Annotated in this window: 22 protein-coding genes; 6 read left to right on the top strand and 16 right to left on the bottom strand. The window is 67.2% G+C overall.

The annotated features are described in order from the left end of the window. The first annotated feature begins 1 nt into the window (after window position 1). Complete coding sequence (locus VM780_RS04985) at window positions 2–541, top strand: hypothetical protein (protein WP_325445749.1); 540 nt, start codon at window positions 2–4, stop codon at window positions 539–541. A gap of 18 nt (window positions 542–559) precedes the next feature. On the opposite strand, the gene VM780_RS04980 is transcribed toward VM780_RS04985, so the two are convergent. The 14 genes from VM780_RS04980 to VM780_RS04915 form a co-directional block, all read right to left on the bottom strand. Then, complete coding sequence (locus VM780_RS04980; RefSeq protein ID WP_325445747.1) at window positions 560–1,117, bottom strand: cytochrome c; 558 nt, start codon at window positions 1,115–1,117, stop codon at window positions 560–562. Then, complete coding sequence (gene soxC / locus VM780_RS04975) at window positions 1,104–2,369, bottom strand: sulfite dehydrogenase (protein WP_325446234.1); 1,266 nt, start codon at window positions 2,367–2,369, stop codon at window positions 1,104–1,106. The genes VM780_RS04980 and soxC overlap by 14 nt, the downstream gene beginning before the upstream one ends. Before the next feature lie 198 nt (window positions 2,370–2,567). Continuing rightward, window positions 2,568–4,397 (bottom strand): SulP family inorganic anion transporter, encoded by a 1,830-nt coding sequence (locus VM780_RS04970; RefSeq protein WP_325445745.1) that lies wholly within the window; start codon window positions 4,395–4,397, stop codon window positions 2,568–2,570. After that, window positions 4,394–5,341 carry a dimethyl sulfoxide reductase anchor subunit family protein gene (locus VM780_RS04965; protein ID WP_325445742.1) on the bottom strand — a complete coding sequence of 316 codons (948 nt, stop codon included), beginning with the start codon at window positions 5,339–5,341 and terminating at the stop codon, window positions 4,394–4,396. The genes VM780_RS04970 and VM780_RS04965 overlap by 4 nt, the downstream gene beginning before the upstream one ends. A gap of 4 nt (window positions 5,342–5,345) precedes the next feature. Next, window positions 5,346–6,128 (bottom strand): 4Fe-4S dicluster domain-containing protein, encoded by a 783-nt coding sequence (locus VM780_RS04960; protein ID WP_325445740.1) that lies wholly within the window; start codon window positions 6,126–6,128, stop codon window positions 5,346–5,348. A 4-nt stretch (window positions 6,129–6,132) separates the two neighbouring features. Further along, entirely contained in the window at window positions 6,133–9,030 is a 2,898-nt protein-coding gene (locus tag VM780_RS04955; protein ID WP_325445738.1) for a molybdopterin oxidoreductase family protein, read from the bottom strand. A 451-nt stretch (window positions 9,031–9,481) separates the two neighbouring features. Further along, window positions 9,482–12,052, bottom strand: a complete 2,571-nt coding sequence (locus tag VM780_RS04950; protein ID WP_325445736.1) for a Gldg family protein — start codon at window positions 12,050–12,052, stop codon at window positions 9,482–9,484. Then, entirely contained in the window at window positions 12,042–12,761 is a 720-nt protein-coding gene (locus tag VM780_RS04945; RefSeq protein ID WP_325445734.1) for an ABC transporter ATP-binding protein, read from the bottom strand. The genes VM780_RS04950 and VM780_RS04945 overlap by 11 nt, the downstream gene beginning before the upstream one ends. 18 nt (window positions 12,762–12,779) lie before the next feature. After that, window positions 12,780–12,974: a hypothetical protein gene (locus VM780_RS04940; RefSeq protein ID WP_325445732.1), complete on the bottom strand. Its 195-nt coding sequence runs from the start codon at window positions 12,972–12,974 to the stop codon at window positions 12,780–12,782. 22 nt (window positions 12,975–12,996) lie between these two features. Beyond that, window positions 12,997–13,872, bottom strand: a complete 876-nt coding sequence (locus VM780_RS04935) for an ABC transporter ATP-binding protein (protein ID WP_325445730.1) — start codon at window positions 13,870–13,872, stop codon at window positions 12,997–12,999. A 35-nt stretch (window positions 13,873–13,907) separates the two neighbouring features. Next, window positions 13,908–14,774: an ABC transporter permease gene (locus tag VM780_RS04930; RefSeq protein ID WP_325445728.1), complete on the bottom strand. Its 867-nt coding sequence runs from the start codon at window positions 14,772–14,774 to the stop codon at window positions 13,908–13,910. 47 nt (window positions 14,775–14,821) lie between these two features. After that, entirely contained in the window at window positions 14,822–15,679 is an 858-nt protein-coding gene (locus tag VM780_RS04925) for an ABC transporter ATP-binding protein (RefSeq protein WP_325445726.1), read from the bottom strand. Window positions 15,680–15,689: 10 nt separating this feature from the next. Further along, window positions 15,690–16,595 (bottom strand): ABC transporter permease, encoded by a 906-nt coding sequence (locus VM780_RS04920; RefSeq protein ID WP_325445724.1) that lies wholly within the window; start codon window positions 16,593–16,595, stop codon window positions 15,690–15,692. A 62-nt stretch (window positions 16,596–16,657) separates the two neighbouring features. Continuing rightward, on the bottom strand, window positions 16,658–17,800 hold the full coding sequence (locus tag VM780_RS04915) for an ABC transporter substrate-binding protein (RefSeq protein WP_325445722.1): 1,143 nt from the start codon (window positions 17,798–17,800) through the stop codon (window positions 16,658–16,660). Window positions 17,801–18,231: 431 nt separating this feature from the next. Between VM780_RS04915 and VM780_RS04910 the strand changes: the two genes are divergently transcribed. The 4 genes from VM780_RS04910 to VM780_RS04895 all read left to right on the top strand — a co-directional run bounded on the left by VM780_RS04910 (window position 18,232) and on the right by VM780_RS04895 (window position 21,686). Continuing rightward, window positions 18,232–19,449, top strand: a complete 1,218-nt coding sequence (locus VM780_RS04910) for an aromatic ring-hydroxylating dioxygenase subunit alpha (protein WP_325445720.1) — start codon at window positions 18,232–18,234, stop codon at window positions 19,447–19,449. A gap of 135 nt (window positions 19,450–19,584) precedes the next feature. Further along, complete coding sequence (locus VM780_RS04905; protein ID WP_325445718.1) at window positions 19,585–20,130, top strand: nuclear transport factor 2 family protein; 546 nt, start codon at window positions 19,585–19,587, stop codon at window positions 20,128–20,130. Window positions 20,131–20,236: 106 nt separating this feature from the next. Further along, on the top strand, window positions 20,237–20,608 hold the full coding sequence (locus tag VM780_RS04900) for a Rieske 2Fe-2S domain-containing protein (RefSeq protein WP_325445716.1): 372 nt from the start codon (window positions 20,237–20,239) through the stop codon (window positions 20,606–20,608). Continuing rightward, entirely contained in the window at window positions 20,586–21,686 is a 1,101-nt protein-coding gene (locus VM780_RS04895; RefSeq protein WP_325445714.1) for a 2Fe-2S iron-sulfur cluster-binding protein, read from the top strand. Before VM780_RS04900 ends, VM780_RS04895 begins: the two co-directional genes overlap by 23 nt. Window positions 21,687–21,724: 38 nt before the next feature. Here VM780_RS04895 and VM780_RS04890 read toward each other — a convergent pair whose 3' ends face one another. After that, window positions 21,725–22,480 (bottom strand): sulfite exporter TauE/SafE family protein, encoded by a 756-nt coding sequence (locus tag VM780_RS04890; RefSeq protein ID WP_325445712.1) that lies wholly within the window; start codon window positions 22,478–22,480, stop codon window positions 21,725–21,727. Between the two features lie 235 nt (window positions 22,481–22,715). Here VM780_RS04890 and VM780_RS04885 point away from each other — a divergent pair, with 235 nt between their 5' ends. Continuing rightward, window positions 22,716–23,720 carry a LysR family transcriptional regulator gene (locus tag VM780_RS04885; RefSeq protein WP_325445710.1) on the top strand — a complete coding sequence of 335 codons (1,005 nt, stop codon included), beginning with the start codon at window positions 22,716–22,718 and terminating at the stop codon, window positions 23,718–23,720. A 36-nt stretch (window positions 23,721–23,756) separates the two neighbouring features. Here VM780_RS04885 and VM780_RS04880 read toward each other — a convergent pair whose 3' ends face one another. After that, complete coding sequence (locus VM780_RS04880) at window positions 23,757–24,503, bottom strand: hypothetical protein (RefSeq protein WP_325445708.1); 747 nt, start codon at window positions 24,501–24,503, stop codon at window positions 23,757–23,759. Window positions 24,504–24,585 lie beyond the last annotated feature (82 nt).

Raw genomic sequence — 24,585 nt, 5'->3', positions numbered from 1 at the left:
CATGCGAGAGGCCGCAGCGGCTCCATCTCTTCCGCCCAATCGACGCCTCGGCGGTGCGCGGGCAGTAGCGCTGATCGGGCTTCTCGCCGTCACGCTCTGCGGTTGCGCGGCCCAGGAGGCGCGCAACGCCTATCTGGGGCGGACAGAGCTGGTCGGCCTCAGCCAAAGCGACGTCCGGATGTGCGCCGGCTTTCCCACCGGCACGGCGGAGGATCGCCGCGGCGAGATCTGGACCTATGCGCATGGCGGCACGACCCCCGGAGGCCTGACGACGCCAGCCTTGCCGCTGATGATGCCCTGGGGGCCGAGTTCCGTCGGCGTCGCGACCGACGGCTACTGCAGGGTCCAGCTGCGCTTCGTAAAAGACCGCGTCGCCGAGGTGGAGTATGCCGGCGCCACCGATGTGGGCGCGGCGCGCAATGCGTTCTGCTCGCCGATCATCCGCACCTGCCTGAGCTACAAGGAGAGCGGGCCGAAGCCCGCTCCCCCGCCCTCCCGGAAGCCAGCCGTCCGCGAGCCCGGGAGCTCGCCCGACTCGTAGGATCAGGCCGGCCCGGCCTCAGCGCTCCGCATGGTAGAGCGACAGGTCGGGGCCTCGGCCGTCGTAGAAGCCCTTGGCGTTGGGCATCTCGACCTTCGGCAGACTCTTGGCGTCCATCGTGGCGTCCTCGCCGACCACGCCCGCCTTCGAGAGGATGTACGCCGACACGGCGTAGACCTCGTCGGGCGACAAGGAGCCCGGCTGGTCGAACGGCATGGCCCGCCAAACATAGTCGTAGAGCGTCGACGCGTAGGGCCAGTAGCTCTCGACAGTCTTCACCGGCTTTGGCGAAGCGAGCGTGCCGCGCCCGCCGACGAGCGCCGGGCCGCCTGCGGCGGGGACGCCCTGGAGCTTGTCGCCGTGGCAGGCGGCGCATCGCTCGCCATAGACCTTGGCGCCGGCCGATACCGTTCCGCTGCCGGGCGGGAGCCCCTCGCCGTCCGGCTGGATCGCGAAATAGCGCGCGAGATCCTGGTCGGAGACGGGAGCGCCCACCTCGGGGCCCTCGGCGAAGGCGGCGGAGGCGCCGAGCGCCAGAACGAGGGCGGCGAGACTGAACAACTTAAGCGTGGACATTGCTCACCCCTCCGTCCGCGGCGACCGCCCAGCTCTGGATCGCGTTGTAGTGGTAGACCGAGTTCAGCCCGCGCAGCCGCACGAGCTCTTCGCGCGTCGGCTGCACATAGCCGGTCTCGTCCGTGCAGCGGCTCTGCAGGGTCGCGGCCTGGCCGTCCCAAGCCCACGGGCAGTTGAACCGCACCGTGCACATCGGCTCCGCGGCGTTCTCGATATTGGCCGGACGCCAGGTTTTTCCGGCGTCGGTCGAGACCTCGACCGACTGGACGCGCCCGCGGCCGGACCAGGCGATTCCCTTGATCTCGTAGACTCCGGGCTTCGGCAGCATCATGTCGGCCGACGGGAAGGTGATGACCGACTTCGCGCCCATCTGCAGCGTGAACAGCTTCGCGCGGCCGTCCGGCATCAGATCGGTGTATTTGGAGGTCTCCTCGCGGGTCATGAAGGGCCGGTCGCTGACCTGCAGCCGCCGCAGCCATTTGATGTGCGTGTTGCCCTCATAGCCGGGCAGCAGCAGGCGCAGCGGATAGCCCTGCTCCGGGCGCAGCGCCTCGCCATTCTGGCCGTAAGCGATCATGCCGTCGGACAGCAGCTTCTCGATCGGAATGCTGCGGGTCATCACCGCGGCGTCGGCGCCCTCCGCCAGCACCCACAACGCGGCGTCCTTCAGGCCGACCTCGCGCGCGAGCGTCGAAAACAACACGCCGGTCCATTCCGAGGTGCTGAGGAGACCATGCGTAACTTGCACGGTTTTGGCGGTGGGCTTCGCCCATTCGGTCAGCGTGTTGCCCGAGCACTCGATGAAGTGCTTGCGGGTGACGGACGGCATCCGCTTCAGATCAGCGACGGAGAACTTCTTCGCCGTGCCGACCATTCCATGGACGATCAGCTCGTGCCGCGCCGGGTCGATGGTCGGAATGCCGCCGTGATGACGCTCGAAGTGCAGCCCTGACGGCGTCAGGTTGCCGATCTGGGCGGCGAGCGGCGTGAAGGTCCAGGAGGTCAGGTCGGTGGGGTTCTTCGCCTTGACCCGCACCTCGGTCTCGAACTGCGAGCGCGTGCCGTAGCCGCCGTCGGCGAGCAGCGGCCGGCCCTGCTCCTTTGTGGGGTCCTCCGGAACGTCATAATGCACGGCCCCCGGAGGCGCGGCCTCCGCGGCTCGGGCCGCGCCAACCGCGAGCGCGCTCGCGCCGAGCGTCGAGGCCGCCGACAGCAGCAGCTGGCGACGGCCGAGCTTCGCCTGGGGCCTCATGCCCTCCTGGCAGGGACATTCCTCGTCCAGCGGCCGCATCGCGGCCTCCGGGTCATACGCGTCGTCCGGTCCTCTCTGTTTCATTGCGCTTCCCTCCCATGCGGACTTGGTCGCCGCATTTTCTGCTTTCTTGAGCCCACGCGCGCCGGGCGCGGACTGTCCGCCGCATCTCCCGTCCGGGGCCGGAAAAGACCATCCTCATGACGCGCCGAGGCTCGCCGAAAGACGCTCGGTGGACGGCGCGCTCTCCATGCCGGCCGCCGCGGGGCATTCGCGGAAGATCCTCGGCTTGCACGCCCGGCAAATCTCGGGATCGAGCTCGGGTACGATCCGCGCGATCGCCTCGCCCTTCGAGGCCATGACGTGGTCGCGGCCGAGCGTATCGATGACGTGGAAACGCTCGAGCGTCCTCAGCAGCGGCGGGAAGCGCGCGATCAGGTAGAGATCGCCGCCTGCAGCCCGGCGCCGTTTGGCTTCCGAGATCAGCAGCTCCGCGCCCGGCAGATCGACGTCGCCGCCGCCGCGCAGGATGATCCCGAGCCGCTTCTGGTTCGGCCGCTGGCGCTGGATGCGGCCAAGCTCGCGCTCGAGATAGTCGACCGCGCCGAAATAGAGCGGCCCCTCAAGCCGCGCGAAGGCGGCCTGCGGACATTCCGGCAGGCTGTAGAGCTCTGCGTTCCGGAACGGCCTGTGGGATTGCAGCCCGTCGGGCGCGCCGATCGACAGCGTCGGCTTGGCGGTCCGCGACAGGAAGATCAGCAGCGAGACGATGACGCCGCCATAGACCGCGAATTCGAGATTCACGAAAAGGCCGGCGGCGAAGGTGATCGCCACGATGGTTGTCTCGGTCCGGCTCGTGGCGACGAGCCGGCGGATCGCCCGGAGGTCGACCAGCCGGAACGCCACATACAGGATCACGGCGGCGACGGCCGGGATCGGCACCCGCCCGAACAGCGGCGCGACCACCAGCAGGATCGCGAGCAGGAAGCAGGACGACAAGATGGCCGACAGCGGCGTCGCCGCGCCGGCCTCGTAATTGACGCCGCTGCGCGTGAAGGAGCCGGAACCGGCGTAGCACTGGAAAAAGCTGCCGACGACGTTCGAAAGCCCCTGCGCCGCGATCTCGCGGTTCGCCTCGAACGGCCGGTTCTGCTTCAGCGCGAAGGCGCGGCCGATCGAGATCGCCTCAACCAAGCCGAGCAGCGCGATCGCGAAGGCACCCTCGCCGAGGGCGTGCAGGGTCTCGAGGGAGAACGCCGGCATCGCGAGCGTCGGCGCGACCGAGGGCAGCGCCCCGACCATACGCACGCCCATCGCCTCGGCCTCGATGAGGACTCCAAGCAAGCTGCCGACGCCGAGCGCGATGATGAATCCTGGCAGCCGCGGAGCGAGCATCCGCAGGGCGACAAGCGTCGCAAGCGTCACGCCGGCGATCGCCAACGCAGCGAGATTCGTATCGCCGGCCGCCTTCGCGAGGCTCGCGATCTGGCCGAAGATGCTGTGGCCGCGCTCTGCAGAAAGTCCGAGCGCATCCTTGAGCTGGCTGACCGAGATCAGCAGCGCGGCCGCGGCCGTGAAGCCGATCATCACCGAATGCGAGATGAAGTTCACGAACCGGCCGAGCTGCAGCGCGCCGAACGCGCATTGCAGGACGCCGACCAGGAAGGTGAGGAAGATCGCGAGCGCGATGAACTCGGCCGTGAGCGGCTCGGCGTGGACGCTCAGCGTGCTCGCCATCAGGGCGGAGATGACGAGGGTCGGTCCGGACACCATCACCCAGGAGGAGCCGAACAGCGCGGCCACCACGGGCACGACGATCGCGGTGTAGAAGCCATATTGCGGCGGCAGGCCGGCGATCGCCGCGAACGCGACCGCCTGCGGCAGGACCACCGTGGCGCTGGTCAGGCCGGCGACGATGTCGGCGCGGATCGTCGTCGGCGTGACGGCGGCGAACCATTGCGGCCGCAGGGCGCGACCAAGCCCCGCCCACGCCAGTCCGACTGGAGAAGACGGGGCATGGTCGGTCATGCGGTCCTGGCCCCGTAGTAGAGCATGACCGTGTGCTTGGCTTCGGCGAAGAACAGCCAGCGTTCGACCATGACGCCGGCACCGGCCGACAGCACGGCGATCAGGACCGCGACCCCCGCCGGCAGGCCGCCGAGCAGCAGCGAGATCAGCATCAGCACGATCGGCGCTCCGAACAGCGCCAGCACGACCAGCTTGCGGAGCTTGTCGGCGTGCCTGCGCGCGATGGTGAAGCCCATCTCGCGCATCAGGTAGTTTTCTTCGGTGTGCGGCGCCTCGAACAGGCGGACCTTGCCGATGCCGCCGAGGCCGGTCGCGGACTCCGGAGTGCTCTCGTGGCGCGTGGTCGAGATGAACCGCCAGTAGGCGAGCTTGCCGCCGAGCGCCACCAGACCGGCGACGGCCGCGACGCCGTCGACCAGCGGCTCGCCATGGCCAAGCAAGTGCAGCAGGGCCGCGAACAGCAGCGCGCCGCAGTACAGGCCAAGCGCGAAATAGTTCGGCACAACGTACTGGTTGCGCCACTGATGGACGGTCTTGAGCGAGGCGTAGATCATCGCCGTGCAGTAGATGGTCACGACGGCGCAGCAGGCGGTGACGACGCCGAGCAGCACCGCCGCAAGTCCCGGCTCCGGCGAAACGATCCAGGCGAGGCCGAGCAGCGTCGCCGGCACATAGGTGGCGATCGCCGCCAGCCCCTCACGCGACAGCCATGACGTCCGCCACTGCGACAGCGCCCGCCACGCCCGCTCCGGGCGGCCGAGATGCAGCGTCGACGACATCAGTCCGAGCGTAACGAGTAGCAGCGCCGTCGCAAGCGTGACGAGCGCCACTACCCGCTCGGCGGGGGTCGCCGAGAACGCTGACAGAAGGCCGGACCAGATCAGCAGGCCATAGCCGGCGCCGGTGGCCGTGGTGAAGACGATGACTGATAGAGCAGGATGCATGACGTCACCGCGACAGGACGCGATCGGCCCAGCGCAGGAAGGCGGAGCCCTTCCCGTCCGGCTTCTTCATCGCAAGGTCGAGAAGTGAGATGGCTTCGTCCGAGCCGCACGAGGACGACGCGGCGGCGAGCGGCGCCGGCGCGCCGTTTCTGCGCGGCCGCGGCGGCAGATAGCGGTTCACCGGCTTGTAGCCGAGCTCCGGCATCAGGCCGTAACCGCCGCGCTCGGCGACCAGGATCGAAACGTCGGAGTTCGGATCGCCGAGGTCGCCGAAGTGGCGGGCATGCGACGGGCAGGTCGCGACGCAAGCCGGCACGCGGTCGGCCTCCGGCAGATTGTCGTTGTAGATCTTGTCGACGCACAGCGTGCATTTCTTCATCACGCCGTCGTCTTCGTCGAACTCGCGGGCCCCGTAGGGGCAGGCCCAGGAGCACAGTTTGCAGCCGATGCAGGTGTCGGCGTTGACCAGCACGATGCCGTCCTCGGCGCGCTTGTAGGAGGCGCCGGTCGGGCAGACGGTGACGCAGGCAGGCTCCTCGCAATGCAGGCAGGAGCGTGGGAAGTTCACGGTTCGGGACGTCTCGCCCTCGCCCGCTTCGAAGGTGTGGACACGGTTGAACCACACGCCGTCTGAGGTGTTCTGGTAGTCCGTGAGCGGCCCCGAATGACCGCTCGCGTTCCACTCCTTACAGTTCACTGCACAAGCGTGGCAGCCGACGCAGGTGTCGAGGTCGATCACCAGGCCCAGCTTCTTCTGGCCGGGGACGGCCTCTGGAAGACAAGTCACGATTTCAAACTCCAGACTGCTTTGCGGCCGGCCGGCGCTGCCACGGCCGCGTGCGGCCTTCGGCGTCGTAGCGCAGCACGTTGGGCCGGTTCGGCATGCGGGGAGGCCGCGCGAGCGGCGGGAAACTCGGCAGCGGCGACTGCTCTTCGCCAACCGCCTTCTCGACCCGCACCCGCACATCGTACCAGGCGGCCTGGCCGGTCACGGGATCGGAGTTCGAGTGACTGTAGCCGTCCTTCTCCGGCAGGCGCTCGGAGATGACATGGTTGAGCAGGAAGCCCTCCTGGCCTTCCGGAGCGTCGACCGGAAGGTTCCAGGCGCCCTTGCGCTTGCCGATCGCGTTCCAGGTCCAGACTGTGTGAGGGTTCACGCCCTCCATGGTGCGGACCGGCGCGCGGATGCGGCCGTGGTTGCTGGTCACCCAGGCGTAGTCGCCGTCTTCAAGACCGAGCGATTTCGCGGTCTCGCGGTGCATGTAGAGGAAGTTCTTGGAATAGATCTGACGCAGCCAAGCGTTCTGCGAGTGCCACGAATGGTACATCGCCATCGGCCGCTGGGTGATCGCCGAGAGCGGGAAGTCCCCGGCAGAGACCGCCTGCTCTTCGAGCGGCGCGTACCAGATCGGCAGCGGGTCGAAATACGCCTTCAGCCGCTCACGATCGCGCTCCGGCGGCTGCAGCTCGCCATGTCCCTCGGCGGCGAGCCTGAACTTCTGCAGCGGCTCGCTGTAGAGGTGCAGCACGATCTGCTCGGCCTTGTCGATCAGGCCAAGCTTCACTGCGTTTTCGAGATAACCCTTGTTGCCGTGCTTGAAGTAGAGCTGGTCGTGCGGCAGCTCCATCCGCCAGAAGCTCTTGTTGGCGACATAGCGGTCGAGCTGGCTCTTGTTCGGCGCGCCCTTCCCGACCGCCTCGCCGTCCTCGCCGCGGAAGCCCGCGAGGGGGCCGATTCCGGGCTTACGCTCGTGATTGACGATGTAGTCCGGGTAGCCGCCCGGATATTTGGCCGAGCCGTCCTCGTTGACGAAGCCCGGCAGGCCGAGCCGCGCCCCGAGGTCGATCATCACCTCCTGGAACGGCCGGACGTCGCGGTCGGGCTTCAGCACCGGGCGGCGGATGGCGTCGGCGGGGCCGTGCGCGCTGCCGATCGGCCGGTCGAGCAGCGAGATGCAGTCCCAGCGCTCGAGATAGGTCGTGTCCGGCAGCACGAGGTCAGCGTAGGAGACCATCTCGGACGCATAGGCGTCGGAGTAGATGATCTTCGGAATCTTATAGGTCCCGTCCGGATGCTTGTCGGTCAGCATCTGCATGGTCCCCGCCGTGTTCATCGACGAGTTCCAGGCCATGTTGGCCATGTACATGAACAGGACGTCGATCGGATAGGGATCTCCCGCCCAGGCGTTGTGGATCGCCATATGCATCAGGCCGTGGGCGGCGATCGGCGCCTCCCACGAATAGGCCTTGTCGAGGCGCTTCGGCGTGCCGTCCGCCTCGACCAGAAGATCCTCCGGCCCCATCGTGAAGCCGAGCGGCATGCCCCCGAGCGGCGTGTTCGGCGCGACGGTCTTGCCCGCGGGCTTCGGGCCGCCGGGCAGCGGCTTCGGATAAGGCGCCTTGTAGCGCCACGAGCCAGGCGTATCGACGGCGCCGAGCAGCATCTGCAGCACATGCAGGGCGCGACAGGTGTGGAACCCGTTGGAATGGGCGGAGATGCCGCGCATCGCATGCATCGCGATCGGGCGACCGACCATCTTCTCATGCCGCCGGCCGGCCCAGTCGGTCCAGGGCTGGTCGATCACGACCGGATTGTTGAACGCCTCCGCGATTTCCGCCGCGATGCGCCGGATGCGCTCAGCCGTCACGCCGCACCGGTCGGCGACCGCCTCGGGCGCGAACTCGTCGCTCAGATAGCGATCAGCGAGCAGCTGGAACGACGGCGCCGCGCGCCGGCCGTCCGGAAGGTCGAAGGTTCCGACGACGGCAGGCGAGAAGTCGGCGTTCGACGCGGCGACCGGCGCGCCGAGATCCTTGTCCCAGGCGAGCGGCGCGCCGTCGGCGTCGCGGGCGAACAGGCCATGATCGGCCCCGCCGGGATTGTCGATCACCAGCCAGGTCGCGTTGGTGTACCGCGCCAGGAAATCGAAATCGACGATGTCGTTGCGCAGCAAAACGTGGATCAGCGCGAAGATGAACAGGCCGTCCGTGCCGGGCCGGATGCCGACCCACTCGTCGGCGATGGCCGAATAGCCGGTCTTGACCGGGTTCACCGAAAGGAACTTGGCGCCCCGCTCCTTGAGCTTCGACAGGCCGATCTTGATCGGGTTGGAGTCATGATCCTCGGCGACGCCGAAGAGCATGAAGTAGCGCGCCTCCTCCCAGTCCGGCTCGCCGAACTCCCAGAACGCGCCGCCAATCGAATAAAGCCCCGCCGCCGCCATGTTGACCGAGCAGAAGCCGCCATGCGCGGCGAAGTTGGGCGTGCCGAACTGCATCGCCCACCAGCCGGTCAGCGACTGGCTCTGGTCGCGGCCGGTGAAGAAGGCGAGCTTCTTGGGATCGGTCCGGCGGATGTCGCCAAGCCACTTGGTGGCGAGCGCCAGCGCCTCGTCCCACTCAATCTCCTTGAACTCGCCGGATCCGCGTTCCCCGGTCCGGAGCAGCGGCTTGCGCAGCTTCGCCGGCGAATATTGCTGCATGATGCCGGCCGAGCCCTTGCCGCACAGCACCCCGCGATTGACCGGGTGATCCTTGTTGCCCTCGATGTAACGGATGCGGCCATCCTTCAGATGGACTTTGATCCCGCATCGGCAGGCGCACATGTAGCAGGTCGTGTACTTGACCTCGTCGGCGACCGTCGGGGACGTCTCGACCACCTCTGCGGGCCCGGCGAGCGCCTCCAGCATGTCAGGACGACCGGGTTCGGACCGGACCGCGCGTGACCCGCTAGCGGTGCGCCGAAAAAGGCTCGTTGCGTGCCCAAGAGCGTCAGAGATCAGACTCATAGCGATCTGCACATCCCAAGATCAGCAGGCGAAACAGCGCCTGATTATTTTTAGACAAGCCACAAACTGACCGCAACGCGTAATCACTGTATTCGCTCATGATTAAATTCGATTAGATCGTTCGCCGCATTAGATTTATGTAAAGCTCATCCGAGGCAGCGCCGACAGCAAAATCAGCGCGCCTCTCCGATCGAATTTTTACTGGCGAATTCTTGTTCGTCGAACGAGGAGCGGAGCCGCCGTTTTCTTATCGGTACTTGTCGCGTGCTTCGCTGCAGCCGCAGCGAAGGCCATTAGACGCCGCCGGACGATCAGACGGAAATAAACTGTGTCAATTGATGAGAAGGGCCGCTCATTGGCCTGCCGCGGACGCCTGGGCATGCGTACGCCGGCTTCGGCGCAGCAGCGCGACCCCGCCCGTCCACGCCAGCGCCAGCAGGGGTCCCGCGAGAAGGTTGAACAGGATCACGCGCGAGCGCAGCGTCTCGAGCGCCGCCCGCTTCCGGTCCTGGAAGGCGCGGAGCGCCGCGCGGTCGGAGGCGAGAGCCCGACGCAGTTCGGCGGCCTTCTGCTGTACGTCGGGAGGCAGATCCGAAAACGAGCGCACCCCGGCGGCCTCGGGCAACGCAGCGATCCGCCGCTCGACTTCCGCGACACGCGTTGAAGCCGCGCCGATCGCTGCCTGATCGGCTTCCGAGACGGAGCGGGCGAGCGCTGCGACCCGGGTGAGCGGCCGGCTTTCGCCAGCGCGCGACCGCGTCGCGATCAGCGCGCCGCCGCCGGTCGCCCGTTCCACCATGTTGAGGAAAAGCGCCGCATTGTCGTTGCGCGGCTTGCGCGGCGCGCTCGGGTCGGGCGCGGGCTCATAGGCGAAGGGATCGAGGATCCAGTCGATATCGGCGACCGCAAAGACCGCGGACGCCGGGCCCTTTGGGCGGTCGGCTTCGCCGTCGAAGGCGCCCGGGAACGGACCGTCGGCCTCGGCCGCGATAATCCGCCGGCCGCCGCCGGGCGAAAACGCCGCCGCCAGCGCCGCAGGCGTTTTCTCCGCCATTTCGGAACGCGGCGCCGCCCCGGCCGCCGCAGTGGTCGTCACCAGCGCGGCGCTGTCCGGAGCGTCGAAGGCGCCGGGCTCGACGAACAGAAGGTCGCCGAGCCCGGCGGTCACCGGATTGGCGGCCGACAGGCGGTCCTTCGTAAACCTCATCCAGAACGGGAAGGTGATCGTCCTGCCGGACGCATCCGCGACGGGGGTCGCGAGGCTGGCGTCCCCCACGACATCGTCGCCCCGGTAGCGGAGGCCGTAACGCAGCAGCAGGTCCGAGATGTCGTCGATCTCGCGCGACGGCTGCGGGGTCGCGGCGTCGCTCTTGGGATTGAGGCGGAGCCGCGGGTCGATCATCACGATCAGGCCCGCCCCGCGGCCCACCGCCTGGTCAATCGAGCGCAACATCTCCTTCTTCAGGAAGGTCGCGCCGATGACGACGACGCAGTCGAGGCCTTCTGGCAGGCGATCAGCGAAGGCGGGAATGATCGCGACGTCGTAAGCGCGCCTAAGCTCGGCCACGACGCTCAATCCGACCTGGCTTGCGTCCGCGCCGCCGGGCGCGAGCAGCGGCGAGATCACGCCGACCTTCGGGGCGGCGGCGCGCGTGAGCCCCGCGAGCGCCGTCGCCACGTCGTATTCCAGCAGCGCTTCGCGGTTCTGGTCGAAATAGGCGATCGGTATCCGCCGTCCGTCGGCCGCGAAGGAGGCTCCCAGGAAGAAAGCGTCGCCCGAGCTCAACGGCATGCGGCGGATCGAGGCGGCTTCCGCCGCCGCCTCGGCAGGCGCGCCGGGGACGGGATCGTGAACCGCGACCGAGAGCCTGCCGCCGGAACGGCTGGCGACCAGCTCGAGGAAATCCCGCACCTTCGCCGCATAGGCGCGGACCGCTTCCGGGATTTCCGGGCCTTGCCCGCTCCAGTAGAGATCGATCCGAGCGTTCTCCGGCAGGCGGCCGACGATCTCGATCAGGCCGCGGGACAGCGTGAAACGCCGCGCCTCCGTGAGGTCCAGGGCGAAACGCGCCGGGATCGCGGCGGTGGCTGCGACGACCGCCGCGCCGAAAACGACGCTCGCGACGGCCAGCCGCGCCACCCGCCCCGGCCGCCGGTCGCCGCCCATTCGAAGCGCAGCCGCAACGCCGGCTACGGCGGCGGCTGTGAGCAATGCGAAATAACCGAGCGCCCGCAGCTGGATTTCGCCGGTGGCGAGGCGGTCGAGCCAGAATTTCGGGGATGCGAACGCCAGGACCTCGAGCGGCCTCGCCGCGACGCCGCCGGGCGCGAGCCGCCCTACCCCGTCCCACCCGAACAGCAGCAGCACGAACAGCATGGCGAGCGCCAACACGAAGGCGCCGATCTCGCTCCGGGCGAGCGCCGAGGCGAACAGGCCGATCGCATAGAAGGCGAGCAGCAGGCAGGCCGCACCCAGATAGCCGGCCGCCGCCGCTCCGAGATCCGGCTTTCCCAAGAACGCCAACGTGGCGACGAAGGGCGTCGTGAAAAGCAGGGTGACGATCATCACGACCGCGCCGGCGAGCCAGGCGCCGACCGCGATCGCGCTCGGCGACACCGGAAGCGTGAGCAGGAACTCGCGCTCACGGTCGAGCGGGCGGTCCGCGAAGGCGCGCATCGCAAGCGCCGGCACGAAGATCAGCGCCACCCAGGGCAGGAAGGCCAGCATCAGATCGAGCGAGGCCTGGTCGGCTGCGAAGAAATCGCCGATCAGGAACACGAAGACCGACAGCGTGAGCAGGAAACCGATCTGGAAGACGAGCGTCAGCCGCGAATAGAGCAGCAGCCGCAGCTGGTGGCGGAACGTGGCGCGCACGGCGTCTCGCCACGCCGGCGCCTGGGCGACAGCCGGTTCAGCCTGCATGTTCTGGGTTCAGCGCGGCGTAGGCGGGGGCGAGCCGTCCGGCCGCGTCGAGCAACGGCGCGAGCGGCGAGTCCGCCACGATGCGGCCCGCCCGGAAGACAATCACGCGGTCGCAGAGCGTCTCGGCCTCTTCGAGAATATGGGTCGATATCAGGATCGCCTTGTCGGGAGCCGCGCCCCTCAACTTGTCCCGCAGCCGGGCCTTCTGGGCGGGGTCGAGCGCAGTCGTCGGCTCGTCGAGGATCAGCACCGGCGGATCATGCAGCACCGCCTGCCCGATCCAGGCCCTCTGCCGCCAGCCCTGCGACAGCGCCCCAAGCAGCCGGTCGAGCGCCGGCGCGAGGTCGGCGAACGCCACGGCGCGCTCGATGGCTGAGCGCCGCGCCGCGCCGAAAAGCCCGCGGGCTTCGGCCGCGAAGGTCAGGAACTCGTGGATCGTGAGATCAGGAAATCCGGTCGGCGATTCCGGCAGGTAGCCGAGCGCCGCACGCGCGGCCAAGCCGTTGGAGACCACGTCGCGGCCGGCGATCGACGCGGCGCCGGCATCGGGACGCAGATAGCCGGCCAGTAGCCGCATGGTGGTTGATTTGCCCGCGCCGTTGGCGCCGAGCAGGCCGACGATCTCTCCCGCCCCCGCCTGGAACGAGACGCCGTCTAGCGCCGGCGCGCCTCCAAAGCGTTTGGCGAGAGACTGCGCCTCGACAAGCATCGCAACGCCTACTCGCCGTCAGCGGCCGGATACGAATCCCGTGATGATCATCAGCAGCATGCTGACGCCGGTCAACGCGTATCCGGTCTTGACCAGAACGCCGCCCGGACCGGTCCGGCCCGCCCGGAACGAACCTGCGGCGCTCAGGAGAGCGCCGCAGATCGCAGCGGTGATGATCGCCTCGCGCGTCAGGAAGAGACCGAGAACGCTCATCGCGATCCCAAGCCGAGCTTCATCACGGATGGGCCTGGGCTCGGCTCTGGTCGCCGCGCATCGCCTGCCCGCGGAAGCTCTTCATCGCTTCCTCGTGGAGGATTTCGAGCGCCTGCTTCTTGATCTCGAACACTTCCGGCGAGCTCATCATGTGGAACTGGCGCGGCCGCGGCAGCGGAATCTCAATGATGGCCCGCACCTGTGCGGGCCGGTTCGACAGCACGATCAGGCGGTCGGCCAGGAAGATAGCTTCTTCGATCTCCGAGGTGACGAACAGATTGGTGCGCCGGTTCTCCTCGAAAAGCCGCAGGAAGAACTCCTGCATCAGCGGTCGGGACATCGCGTCCAGCCCGCGGAACGGCTCGTCCATGATCAGGAGCAGCGGCTTGTTGATCAGCGCCCGCGCGAGCTCCGCGCGCCGCTGCATGCCGCCGGACAATTGCGAGGGATATTTCTTCTTGAAATCCCCGAGGCCGACGCGGTCGAGCAGCCGCCGCGCCTCCTTGTCGATCTCGGCGCGCGTCCCCTCGCCGCGCAGTAGCGGCCCGAACACGACATTGTCATAGGTGGTCTGCCACGGCATCAGCGCCGTTTCCTGGAACACCACCATCCGGTCCTTGCCCGGCCCCCTGACGGGGCTGCCGTTCAGCAGGATCTCTCCGGACTCCGGCGTGTCGTAGCCTGCGACCAGGTTGACGATCGTGGACTTGCCGCAGCCCGAGGGACCGACGATGCAGGTGAGGTCGCCGGGCTTGATCTCGAAGGTCAGGTTCTTGATGACCTCCTCGCGATCCCACTCGTCGCCGAAGCCGCGCGAGACGTTCTTGAGTTCTACGCGGCTCTTGCCGGTGGCGGTGTCGGTGACGTCGATGGCGGACGGCGGAACGGTCGTGACCATGGGTCGAACTCCTGGAGAATGACGGGCGCGGACGCTCAGAAGGCGCGCCGCCAGGGCATGACGCGTTCGCCGATGAGGCGGATGAGGGCGCTCGAGAGATAGCCCGCGATGCCGATCGAGATCATCCCGACGATGATGTGCTCCATGGAGCCGCCCATGTAGGAGCTCCAGATGAAGAAGCCCAAGCCGCCGCCGGACTGCGATCCGCCGCCCGAGACCATCTCGGCCGCCAGCACCACGTTCCAGGTGATGCCCATGCCGACCGCCGCGCCAGTGAAGATCGAGGGCAGCGTGCCGGGCAGGATGATGCGCGAGAACAGGTGCCACTGATTGGCGCCCATCGACTGCGCCGCGCGGAGGTAGCGGACGTCGATCGTCCGGGCGCCGCCGAGCACGTTGATCACGATCGTGAAGAAGGCGCCCAGGAACGTGACGAAGATGATCGACATCTCATTCGTCGGCCAGAAGATCAGCGCCGCCGGGACCCACGCCAGCGGCGGGATCGGCCGCAGGATCTCGAAGGGCGGGAAGAAGATGTCGCGGAAGTACTTGTTGACCGCGAGCGCCAGGCCGAACGGGATGCCGATCAGCTGGGCGATCAGGAAGCCGGCCATGACGCGCTTGACGCTCTCAACCCAGCTCATCCAGTAGCCGGACTGCACCACCACCTCGGACGCCGCTCCCGCGACGGCGGTCGGCGCCGGCAGTTTGCTAAAGAACGGCACCTCGAGCCCTAGCGAGGTGTGGAGGAATCCGCCGGCCTGCCAGATCAGCAGGAAGACGAGGAGCCCCACGAGCCCCCGCCAGAACGCGGCGTTCGAGAGGGTGCGCTCCAGCTTCGAGCGGCGCCGGAAGGCGGGAGGCGGCGGGGCGGCAGGGTCGAGGGTCGTGACGGCGCTCATTTCTTTTATCCTTGGATAAAGCGCTGGATGGCTGGGGCTCAGGCCGCTCAGGCCATCTCGCGCTCGCCCGCCTGGAAGGCCTTGATCGCCTCTTCGTGGACGGCCTCGTCCGCCTCCTGCACCAGCAGGCGGAAGGCCTCCGACGTCAGCGTGTGGTAGTCGCGCGGACGCGGCAGGTTGATATCGATCACCTTCTTCACCCGGCAGGGCCGCGTCGTCATGACGTAGACCCGGTCGCCGAGGAAGATCGCCTCCTCGAGATCATGCGTGATGAAGTAGATCGTGACTTTCGTCCGATCGTACATCTCGAGCAGAGCTTCGTGCATGATCTGCTTGGTCAGAGCGTCCATCGCCCGATAGGGCTCGTCGAGCAGCAGAACCTTGGGCTCATTGATCAGGGCGCGGACGATTTCGGCGCGGCGCGCCATTCCGGACGAAACTTCGCCCGGATATTTGTCTGCGACCGCGCCAAGCCCCGCCTCCTGGAGGGCGGTCCGAGCCCGCTCGATGCACTCGGCCTTTGGCCAGCGGCCCTGCACCATCGGCCCGTAGGCGACGTTTTCCGCCAGCGTCTTCCAGGGGAACAGCGCGCCGTTCTGGAACACGACGATGCGATCCGAGCCCTGGTCAGCGAGCGGCTTCTTGGCGCCGCAGAGCGGCACGCCGTCGAGCAGGATCTCGCCGCCGGTGATCGAGTGGAAGCCGGCGATCGCGTTCAGCAACGTCGTCTTCCCGCAGCCCGACGGGCCGACGATCATGCAGACCTCGCCAGGCGCGATCTCCATGGAGCAGTTGTCCACCGCCATCACCTGCGCCCCGTCGGGATCATAGACCTTGGTGACGTTGCGGATGCTGATCGCGCCCTTGGAGGTGGCGGCGCCGGCCCGGTTGAACTCGCTTTGCATCGTCATCTCCTCACCGGCCCTGCATCGCGAGCGCTTTGACGTGCCACTGCATCAGCCGGTTGCCGACCCAGCGCACCAGCGCCGAGGAGAACCAGCCGACGAAGCCGAGCGTGAGCATGCCGATCACCATCGGGACGGTGACGCTGTTCACGTATGAAGACAGGATCAGGTAGCCGAGGCCGAAGTCGCCCGAGACCATCTCGGCCGCGACCAGCGAGAACCAGGCGACGCCGACGCTGATCTGCAGACCCGTGAAGATGAAAGGCAATGCGCCCGGCACCACCACATGGCGGAACACGTCCCACTTCTTGGAGCCGAGGCAGCCCGCGGCGCGGAAGTAGGATTCGTCGATCGACTGCACGCCCAGCATGGTGTTGAGGGTCGTGGCGAAGAACGAGGCGAGCGTCGCGAGGAAGATGACGGGCGTCTCGTAGCCCGAGAACATCAGGATCGCGAGCGGCACCCACGCCATGATCGGGATCGGGCGCAGCGTCTCGAGAACCGGGAAGGTGTAGTCCTTGATCGTCTTCGACCAGCCCATCAGAAGGCCGAGCGGCACGCCGAGCAGCGTCGCGAGGAAGAAGGCGATCGCGATCCGCCGGCAGCTCACATAGATGTGTTCATAGTAGACGGGCGTGAAGATCGAGGTGCCCTGCCGCGGCTCGGTCGACAGCCAGTCGGAGAGAATGGTGACCGGACCGGGGATCTTCTCGAATCTTGGCAGCTGAAGACCTTCGCACAGCAGCCAGTAGGCGAAAATCCACAGGCCGATGCCGAGCAGCATCAGGTAAGGCGTGGGGGACCGGAACCCTTTGTTTATGCGATACGCCAGGAGGGCGAAGCCCGTCGGCTGCCGTCGCGGCGCCTGGGCGGGCCGTTGGCCGGTGGCGAAAGCGTCATCGGCGAGTACGCTCATCTTGCTTTCCTCTCAGGCGGTCAGGGGGCGACGCGGGCGCCGGAGCGCCCGCGGACTGATCGTCAGTTCGCCTTGGAATCCGCGGCGGCCTGCGCGGTGATGACGCCGATCGGGCTCTGGAGCCCGCGGCCGGCGAGCACTTCCCTTGCGATCGAGTCGTCGACGCCGCCTTCGCGGATCTTCGGCTCGGCCGCAGGCTTGGCCGGCAGCGTGTTCAGGAAGGCCGTCGCGTCGTCGAGCAGCTTGTGCACGCGGTCGGTGACAATGAAGTCGAACTGCAGCTTGGTCGAGCCGACGTCCTTCGGGGAGGCGGCGCCGTAAAGCGCGGTCCACAGGATCTTGCGATCCATCCGCTCGGTCTGCGACTCGGCGAGCTGCGCGACCTCGTCGGCGTTCTTCATGTCCGCCATGAACAGCTGAGCGTCGATCTCGGATTCGAGCCAGGCCTTCACGACGTCCGGCCGCTGCTTGATGAGATCGTTCGCCATGACCAGGAAGGCGCCGTCGATCGCGTTGAAGTCACGGCCGGTCGCGACCCGCTTGGCGAGCCCGGTCATTTCGATCTTCGACGCCGTCGGCTCCCACACCGTCGCGCCATCGAGCTTGCCGGCGCGGAAGTTGGTGGTGATCACCTCGACGTTCTGGTTGAGGTAGGTCGCAGGCTTGGTGCCGGTCTGTTCAAAGGCGAGCCGCGCGAAGCGGTCGGAGCAGGCGCCCTGCGGGGCGGAGGTCTGCTTGCCGCCGAGCCACTTGACCGCTTCCTTGCCGTCCTTGAAGTCAGGCGCGTCGTTGCGGACGAGCATGATGTTGCACTGCTGCTCGGACGTGCCGAGCGCCGCCACGATGCGCAGGTCGGTGCCGCCGCGGTCGCGCAGGTTGCGGAAGGTCGCGGCGATCGCCGGCATGTCGCCGACATAGCCGATGTGCTGCTTCTCGCCGGTCATCGCGTTCACGATAACGGCGCCCTGCAGCCCGATCTGGAACGTCGCCGTCGAGCCTTCAGGCAGATATTTCTTCCAGAAGCCCTTGCCGTTGTTGACCACGCCGGACCACGACGCGGTGTAATAGGGCTGATAGCCGACCACCAGGTCGACCTTCTCGCCGGGCTTGCCGAAGCTCATTTCCGCGTTCGCCGCGGTGGACGCCGTCATCGTCGCCGCCGCAAGGGCTGCGACGAGCATCGCCGATGCTCTGGTGCTGGCCATGTTCCCTCCCAGGAACGCTCGGCCGTTGGTTGACGTGTCCGCTTTGTGCGGATCTTGTCCGGCAGAGCTTTTTGCGTTGGAGACGCGCCATTGCTCGCCTCGAGACGATGGCACGCCGCCGCGCCTCCGCTGTAAAATTGTTACTTCAAATGGAGTGATAGGATAGCGCTATCGTGCGGGGGGTAGAAATGCAGCCGGCCTATTTTGTCGGCAGCCGCTCGCGACCCCCGGCGACGTGCGCAGAGGAGGAGGCGGCAAAGCCGGTATCTATCAAACAATAAGAACCTTTCATTTGGCCAATCGAATTCTCCCGGCGATCGTTCGTCCACGCACCGAAGCGGAGCGGTAACCGCACGGCGGGGCCCAAGCGTCGCCGGTACAAAAAACGAGCAGAGGAAGCGCCGATGCCAGCGAGGAATCACACCCAGTGGATGGCCACTCCGCCCCTGCAGAAGGGCGAGTGGGTCGACAGCCGCGTCTATACGGATCAGGAGATCTTCGACGAGGAGATCGAGAAGATCTTCAAGAAGGCGTGGGTGCCGGTCTGTCACGAGTCGGAGCTGCCGAAGCCGTACGACTTCCGCACCACGAGCATCGCCAACGAGCCGATCATCGTGACGCGCGGACCGGACAATGAGATCCGCGCCTTCCTCAACGTCTGTCCCCATCGCGGCATGTTGATCGAGCGCCGCCCCTCCGGCAGCTTCTATGAGGGCCAGCCGTCCGGAAACCCGAAGCGGATGACGTGCATGTTCCATGCATGGCAGTTCGATATGAAGGGGAACTGCGTCTACATCAGCCGCGAGAAGGAAGGCTACCAGGACCGGCTCCCGAAGGAGAGCGTCGGTCTGCGGCGTCTGCGTTGCGAGGTGAAGTTCGGCGGCTTCGTGTGGGTCAACCTCGACGACAATCCGATCTCGCTCGAGGATTGGGCCGGCGAGCCCTTCCAGTGCCTCCGCAAGACGCTCGAAGCCGAGCCGATGGAGGTGTTCCACTATCACAAGGCGATCGTCGATACGAACTACAAGCTCTGGCATGATACGAACTGCGAGTTCTATCATGACTTCATGCACTACCATAACCGCGTGACCGGCTTTAACGACGCCTACTTCGCGCGCAAGAACGAGTCCTTCGAGCACGGGCACATCGTGGTCGGCACCTTCGAGGTGAACTACGACCAGTACGAAGGCTTCGAGAGCCGGGCGGGTCTTTCCTTCCCGCATCTGCCGCCGAACCAGTGGTACATGATCGACCTGTTCCCGGGCATGAACTTCAATCTGCGCGGGTCCGCGCTCCGCTGCGACGTCGTCACGCCGCTCGGACCGAATAAGGTGATGATCGAGTTCCGCGGCCTTGGCCTCAAGAGCGACACGCCGGAAGAGCGCCAGACCCGGATCAACCATCACAACTCGATCTGGGGTCCGTTCGGCCGCAACCTGCATGAAGATCTGATCGGCGTTCAGGGCCAGGGCACGACCATGCGGCCCGGCCAGGAATCGCGCCGCATCCTTCACGGCCGCCAGGAGAACCAGACCATCCACGACGAGAACGGGATGCGCCACTATTACGACGAGTGGGGCAAGTGGATGAACCGGATGCCGAGCAACCCCGAGCTGCCCTACAACGCGCCGGCGATCGCCGCCGAGTGACGGGCGACGGAGGCCCGGCAGGTTGCCCCTCTCCTGCCGGGCCTCCTCATTTTACGAGAATACGAGAAGAGGCCCATCGGCGCGGCCGCGCCGAGCCGATCAGGCCCTCCACGCCGCGAGGAAACGAGAACCGCAATGGATATCCAGACCGAGATGACCGCGCCGCCGCTGAGCGGCGGGCTTGATCCCGCGCAGGCGCGCGAGGCCGCCGACGCGGTCCGGAATGCGATCTACCGCGCCACCATCCTGCTCGACTCCCAGAAGTGGGACGAGTGGCTCGCGCTCTGCGACGCGAGCTTCGTCTACGACATCAAGGCGTGGAGCCCTGAGATCAACTACGACATGACCTATCTGCACGGGTCGCGCAAAGATCTCGAGGCGCTGATCCGCCTGCTGCCGAAGCACAACACCGACCATTCGCCGCTGACGCGCCACACCACCATCTACACGGTCGACGTCGCCGACGACGGCGCCACCGCCAAGGCCGTCAGCGCCTTCATCGTGTTCCAGCACCTGCTGGACGGCACCAACTCGCACATCGACGCGGGCGAGAGCCGGCTGTTCCTGGTCGGAAAGTATTACGACACGTTCCGCATCGAGAACGGCCAGGCTCTGTTCACTAGCCGCGAGACCCGGCTCGAGAACCGGCGGCTGGACAAGGGCTCCCACTGGCCGATCTGAATGTGAGTCCGTCGCCAGTATCCGCGGCGGACGGCTGTGCCGGGCGTCGGGCGCTCGCCCCGATCGACGCCCGGCCGCCGACCTCACACAAGCAAAAGGCGCCCTTATGAGTTGGACGTATCTGTGCGACGCCGCCGAGGTGGCGCCGAATTCCCTGAAGCTGGTCGACGCGAACGACATCCGGATCGTGGTCGCCAATTACGGCTCCGGCTTCCGCGCGATCCCGCCGATCTGCCCGCATATGGAGGAGCCGCTGGACGAGTCCGGCGTCATCGCCAACTGCGTGCTCACCTGCACCAAGCACCTTTGGGCCTGGAACCTGGTCTCGCTCGAGTTGCTCGGAGAGACCGAGAAGCCGCTCAAGACGTACGAGCTCAAGGAGGAGGACGGTAAGCTGCTGGCGTTCATCGCCGAGGAGCTCACCTACGACTTCGAAGAAGAAGACGACATGGACGATGACTTCTTTAGCAAGAGCTGACGATCTCGCGGCGCCCACGCTCGCCCGCGAAAACTGCGCGGTCTCGGTCGAGACCAAGTCGGGCGTGTTCGGCTTCGACTGCGCGCCGGGCGAGACCCTGCTCTATGCCGGGCTGCGGCATGGGCTCACCTTGCCGCACGAATGCGCGACGGGGACCTGCGGAACCTGCCGGGCGCGGGTGATGACCGGCGAGGTCGACGTGGCCTGGGAGGAAGCTCCCGGCGCCGCGCGCCTGAAGCGCGACAAGGGCGACGTGCTGCTCTGCCAGACGCGCGCCGTCGGCGACTGCGTGCTGCGGGTGCCGGCCGAGGTCGCCGCCAAGCCGGCGCGCCATCAGATTCCCGCCTATCGGACGGGGCTGATGGAGAACATCCGCAGGCTCACCGGCGACGTCATCAGCTTCGAGGTCGCGTTGTCGGCCCCGATGGATTTCGACGCCGGGCAGTTCGTGGTCGTCGAGGCGCCGGGGCTCGAAGGCGCCCGGGCCTATTCGATGGTGAACTTCACCCGCTCCGCCGATCGGATCGAGCTGGTCGTGAAGCGCAAGCCCAGCGGCGGCTTCGGCGACTGGCTGTTCGGCGCCACCGCCGAGGGCGCCAAGGTCAAGGTGTTCGGGCCGCTGGGCCGGGCGACCTTCCACGCCGACGAGCACAAGAACCTGCTGATGATCGCCGGCGGCTCCGGCATCGCCGGCATGATGTCGATCCTCGCCTCGGCCGCGGAGGCGGATCATTTCCGCACCCGCAAGGGCTACGTGTTCTTCGGGGTCCGCACTCTGGCGGACGGCTTCTACCTTCAGGAGTTCGCCCAGCGGGTCGCCGAGGCGCAAGGCAATCTCGAGGTCACGCTGGCGCTGTCGCATGAGGATCCGTCAGGCGCGGACCATCCCGACCATCCCGGCGTGAAGCTTGCGAGCGGCATGGTGCATGAGGTGGCGGGCCGCGCGATGGCCGGCCGCTATGACGACCTGATCGCCTATGTGGCCGGGCCGCCGCCGATGGTCGACGGGGCGCTGCGCACGCTGATCACGCAAGGCGGTCTCAGCCCCTCGGCGATCCGCTACGACAAGTTCGGCTAAGCCGGACCCCTTCCCGACATCGCGACGACGTGGCGGCCTCAGGCGAACTGCCTGAGGCCGAGCCGCGTCAGGATCAGCACGCCGACCACCACCAGCAGGGTCGAGGCGACGCGCCCGAGCGCCTCGCGCGACAGCGCATGCGCGAGCTTTGCGCCGCCCCATGTTCCGGCCGCAAGGCTGAGCCCGAGCACGAGCCCGATGCTGACGTCCGGCTCGCCATAGGCGAAGTTGCCGACGGTCGCGAGCGCCGCGATCGGGATCTGCGCAGCCTGGCTCAGCCCGACCGCGGCGAGCGGCGGAAGCCTCAGCGAGATCAGGATCGGCACCAGCACCAGCGGCCCTCCGGTGCCGGTCATCGCCGACAGGACCCCCGTCAGCGCGCCCACGGCGGCGAGTTCGAGCGGCCGCAGCGGCCGCTCTCTCTCGCCCAGCTGGCGGCGGCCGAACAGGCTGTTTGCGCCCGACCAGAGCGCGAGCGCCCCGACCAGCAGCTCGAGCAGCCGCGGATCGACGCCGTTGCTCGCCCAGGCCCCGGCGAGCGCCCCCGGCGCGGCGCCGACCGCGATCCAGCCCGCCAGCGACCAGCGGATCGATCCCGCCCGGGCGTACACCGCGGTTCCGATCAGGCCGGTCAGGATGTAGCCCATCATGGCCGAGGCGATCGCGTCCTGGATCCTGAGCCCGAGGCCGTAGACCAGGGCCGGCACGACGATCACCCCGCCGACGCCGACGCAGCCGATCATCACGCCCGCGACCAGCCCGATTGCGCCTACCGCGAGAGCAAGCTCATCCATTGTGCAGTCTCATCGTGATGAGCGACGGCGCTCGACTTGAAGGCCGCGAAACAACCAGAGCGGGAAACTGGGAAAATCTGGCCGCGCGAACGATCCGTTCGCTTCTTTCAATAATTGATCCGATCAATCGGATTGCGTACGGCGCGGCTTCAACTACACTAATTTTAAAGAGCCGGCAGCGGCCGCCCGGACGTCGAGATGTCTTCGTCCGGTAAATCCCGGGATGGAGCACGCCATGTTTCTTCGGCAGTTCAAGTATTTGACGGCCGTCGTGGAAGAGGGTCACTTCGGCCGCGCGGCGCAGAAGTGCAACGTCACTCAGCCGAGCCTGTCTTGCGGCATCAAGCAGCTCGAGCTTGAGATAGGCGTGCCTATCTTTCTGCGAGGTCGCGGTCAGCGCTTCTGTGGATTGACCCCCGAGGGCGACCGGGTGGCGAAGTGGGCGCGCAACGTCATCGCCAATTGCGAGGCGATGCGGGACGAGGTCGCGGCCATGCAGAAGAACCTGCACGGCCGGCTGCGCATGGGCGCGATGCCGTCGATGTCGCCGATCCTCCCGGTTCTGCTGCAGATGGTGCGCGAGCAGCACCCGAACGTCGCCATGGACGTCCAGTTTCTCGGCAACGACGCCATGAAAACCGGACTCAACAATTTCACCCTCGACGTCGCCCTCACCTATTTCGACCAGGCGGAGCTCGGACGACGCAACACGCTGAAGATCTACAAGGAGAACCTCAGCCTGCTGGTCCCCGACGTCGCGGAGTTCAAAGGCCGCGAGGAGATCACCTGGCGGGAGGCGGCCGGGCTCCCGCTCGCGATGCTGCGCGAAGGCATGCATGAGCGCCGCTTCGTCGACCGGATCTTCGAGAAGGTCGGCGGCGCGCCGGAGGCCAAGGTGGAGTCGGAGTCGATCCTGCACCTGATGTTCCAGGTCCAGTTCGCGGGGCTCTGCACGATCATCCCGTCGCACTTCACCCACATGCCCGGACTCCATCGCGGCACCCGGGCGCTGCGCCTGGTCGACCCGGTGGTCAGCCAGGACGTCTGCCTGTTTTGGGCGGAGGGCGAGATCATGACGCCGATGGCGGCGACGCTGGTCAGCGCGGTCAAGAAGTTGAACAAGCAGGGCGGTCTCGACGCGCGCCTTGCGGAGATCACGCCCGACAGCCCGTCGCTCGCGCCTTTCACGAGCGACGCCGGCCGCCAGGTCGCGCAGGACGCCGTCCCCCTGCCGGCCTGACGTCGCCGGCGCGGCCTTCGCGGACACCGACGACGCTCAGTGCGTCGTCGGCTGGCCGCCGGACCTGAGAAAGGCGGTGACCCTGTCGGCGGCGTCGGACTCCTGGATCTCCGACGCCCGGAGGACCGCGAGCGGGCTGGCCGCGCCGTTGGGCTCGCCGGCCGCCGCCACGAAGAAGAACGGCTCCGGGATCATGTCGTCTCCCGGCGAGAAGCCGAGCACCCGGCCGTCCGCCGCAGCCTGAACCCGCAGGTCGCGCGGCGACACCCGCAGCGCGTCACCCTGCTCACCGGGCGCGGCGGCCCGGATCGCCTGGGCGGCGTTGCGCATCAGGGCGTCGAGCGCCCGCAATTCGCGCTCGTATTCGGCCGGCGAGAACTCGACGCCGTCGCCGTTGAGCAGGCCGACGCTGTCATAGGGCAGATCTTTGGAGAACCGCTCGCGGTCGACGCCGCGATGCAGCAGCTCGATCAGCAGCCAGGCCTCGACATGGGCCGGCGACCTCTCCTCGACGTCGATCTCATGGTCGGACGGGGCTCCGGCTTCGGTGAACTGCATCTTGAGATCGTCGACGCTCAGCTCGAGGCCGAGCTCGGAGCCGAGATCATGCGTCGAGATGACGTTGCGTTCGTCGAGCCAGCGCAGGCTCACCTCGCCATTCGGCGCAGCGTAGCTCCGCTCGACCCGCGCCAGCCACTGCGTCGCGCTCAGAAGCTGGTTCCTCGCCTCCGCGAGCCGCTTCGGATCGTATTCGCCGACCGGCCTCCATTCGAATGGGCGCAATGTTCTCTCCCAAAAACCTGATGGCCGGTTCTTTGAGCGCCGGCCCAAAGCTCAGGGTGGAGCCGCAGATTTCCACTGTAAA

Origin of the sequence: Hansschlegelia sp. (assembly GCF_035538955.1) — a bacterium.
In the GTDB taxonomy this organism is placed as follows: Bacteria; Pseudomonadota; Alphaproteobacteria; order Rhizobiales; family Methylopilaceae; genus Methylopila.
Note: the sequence above shows the minus strand (reverse complement) of the source record. Positions and strands in the feature narration are given on the sequence as shown.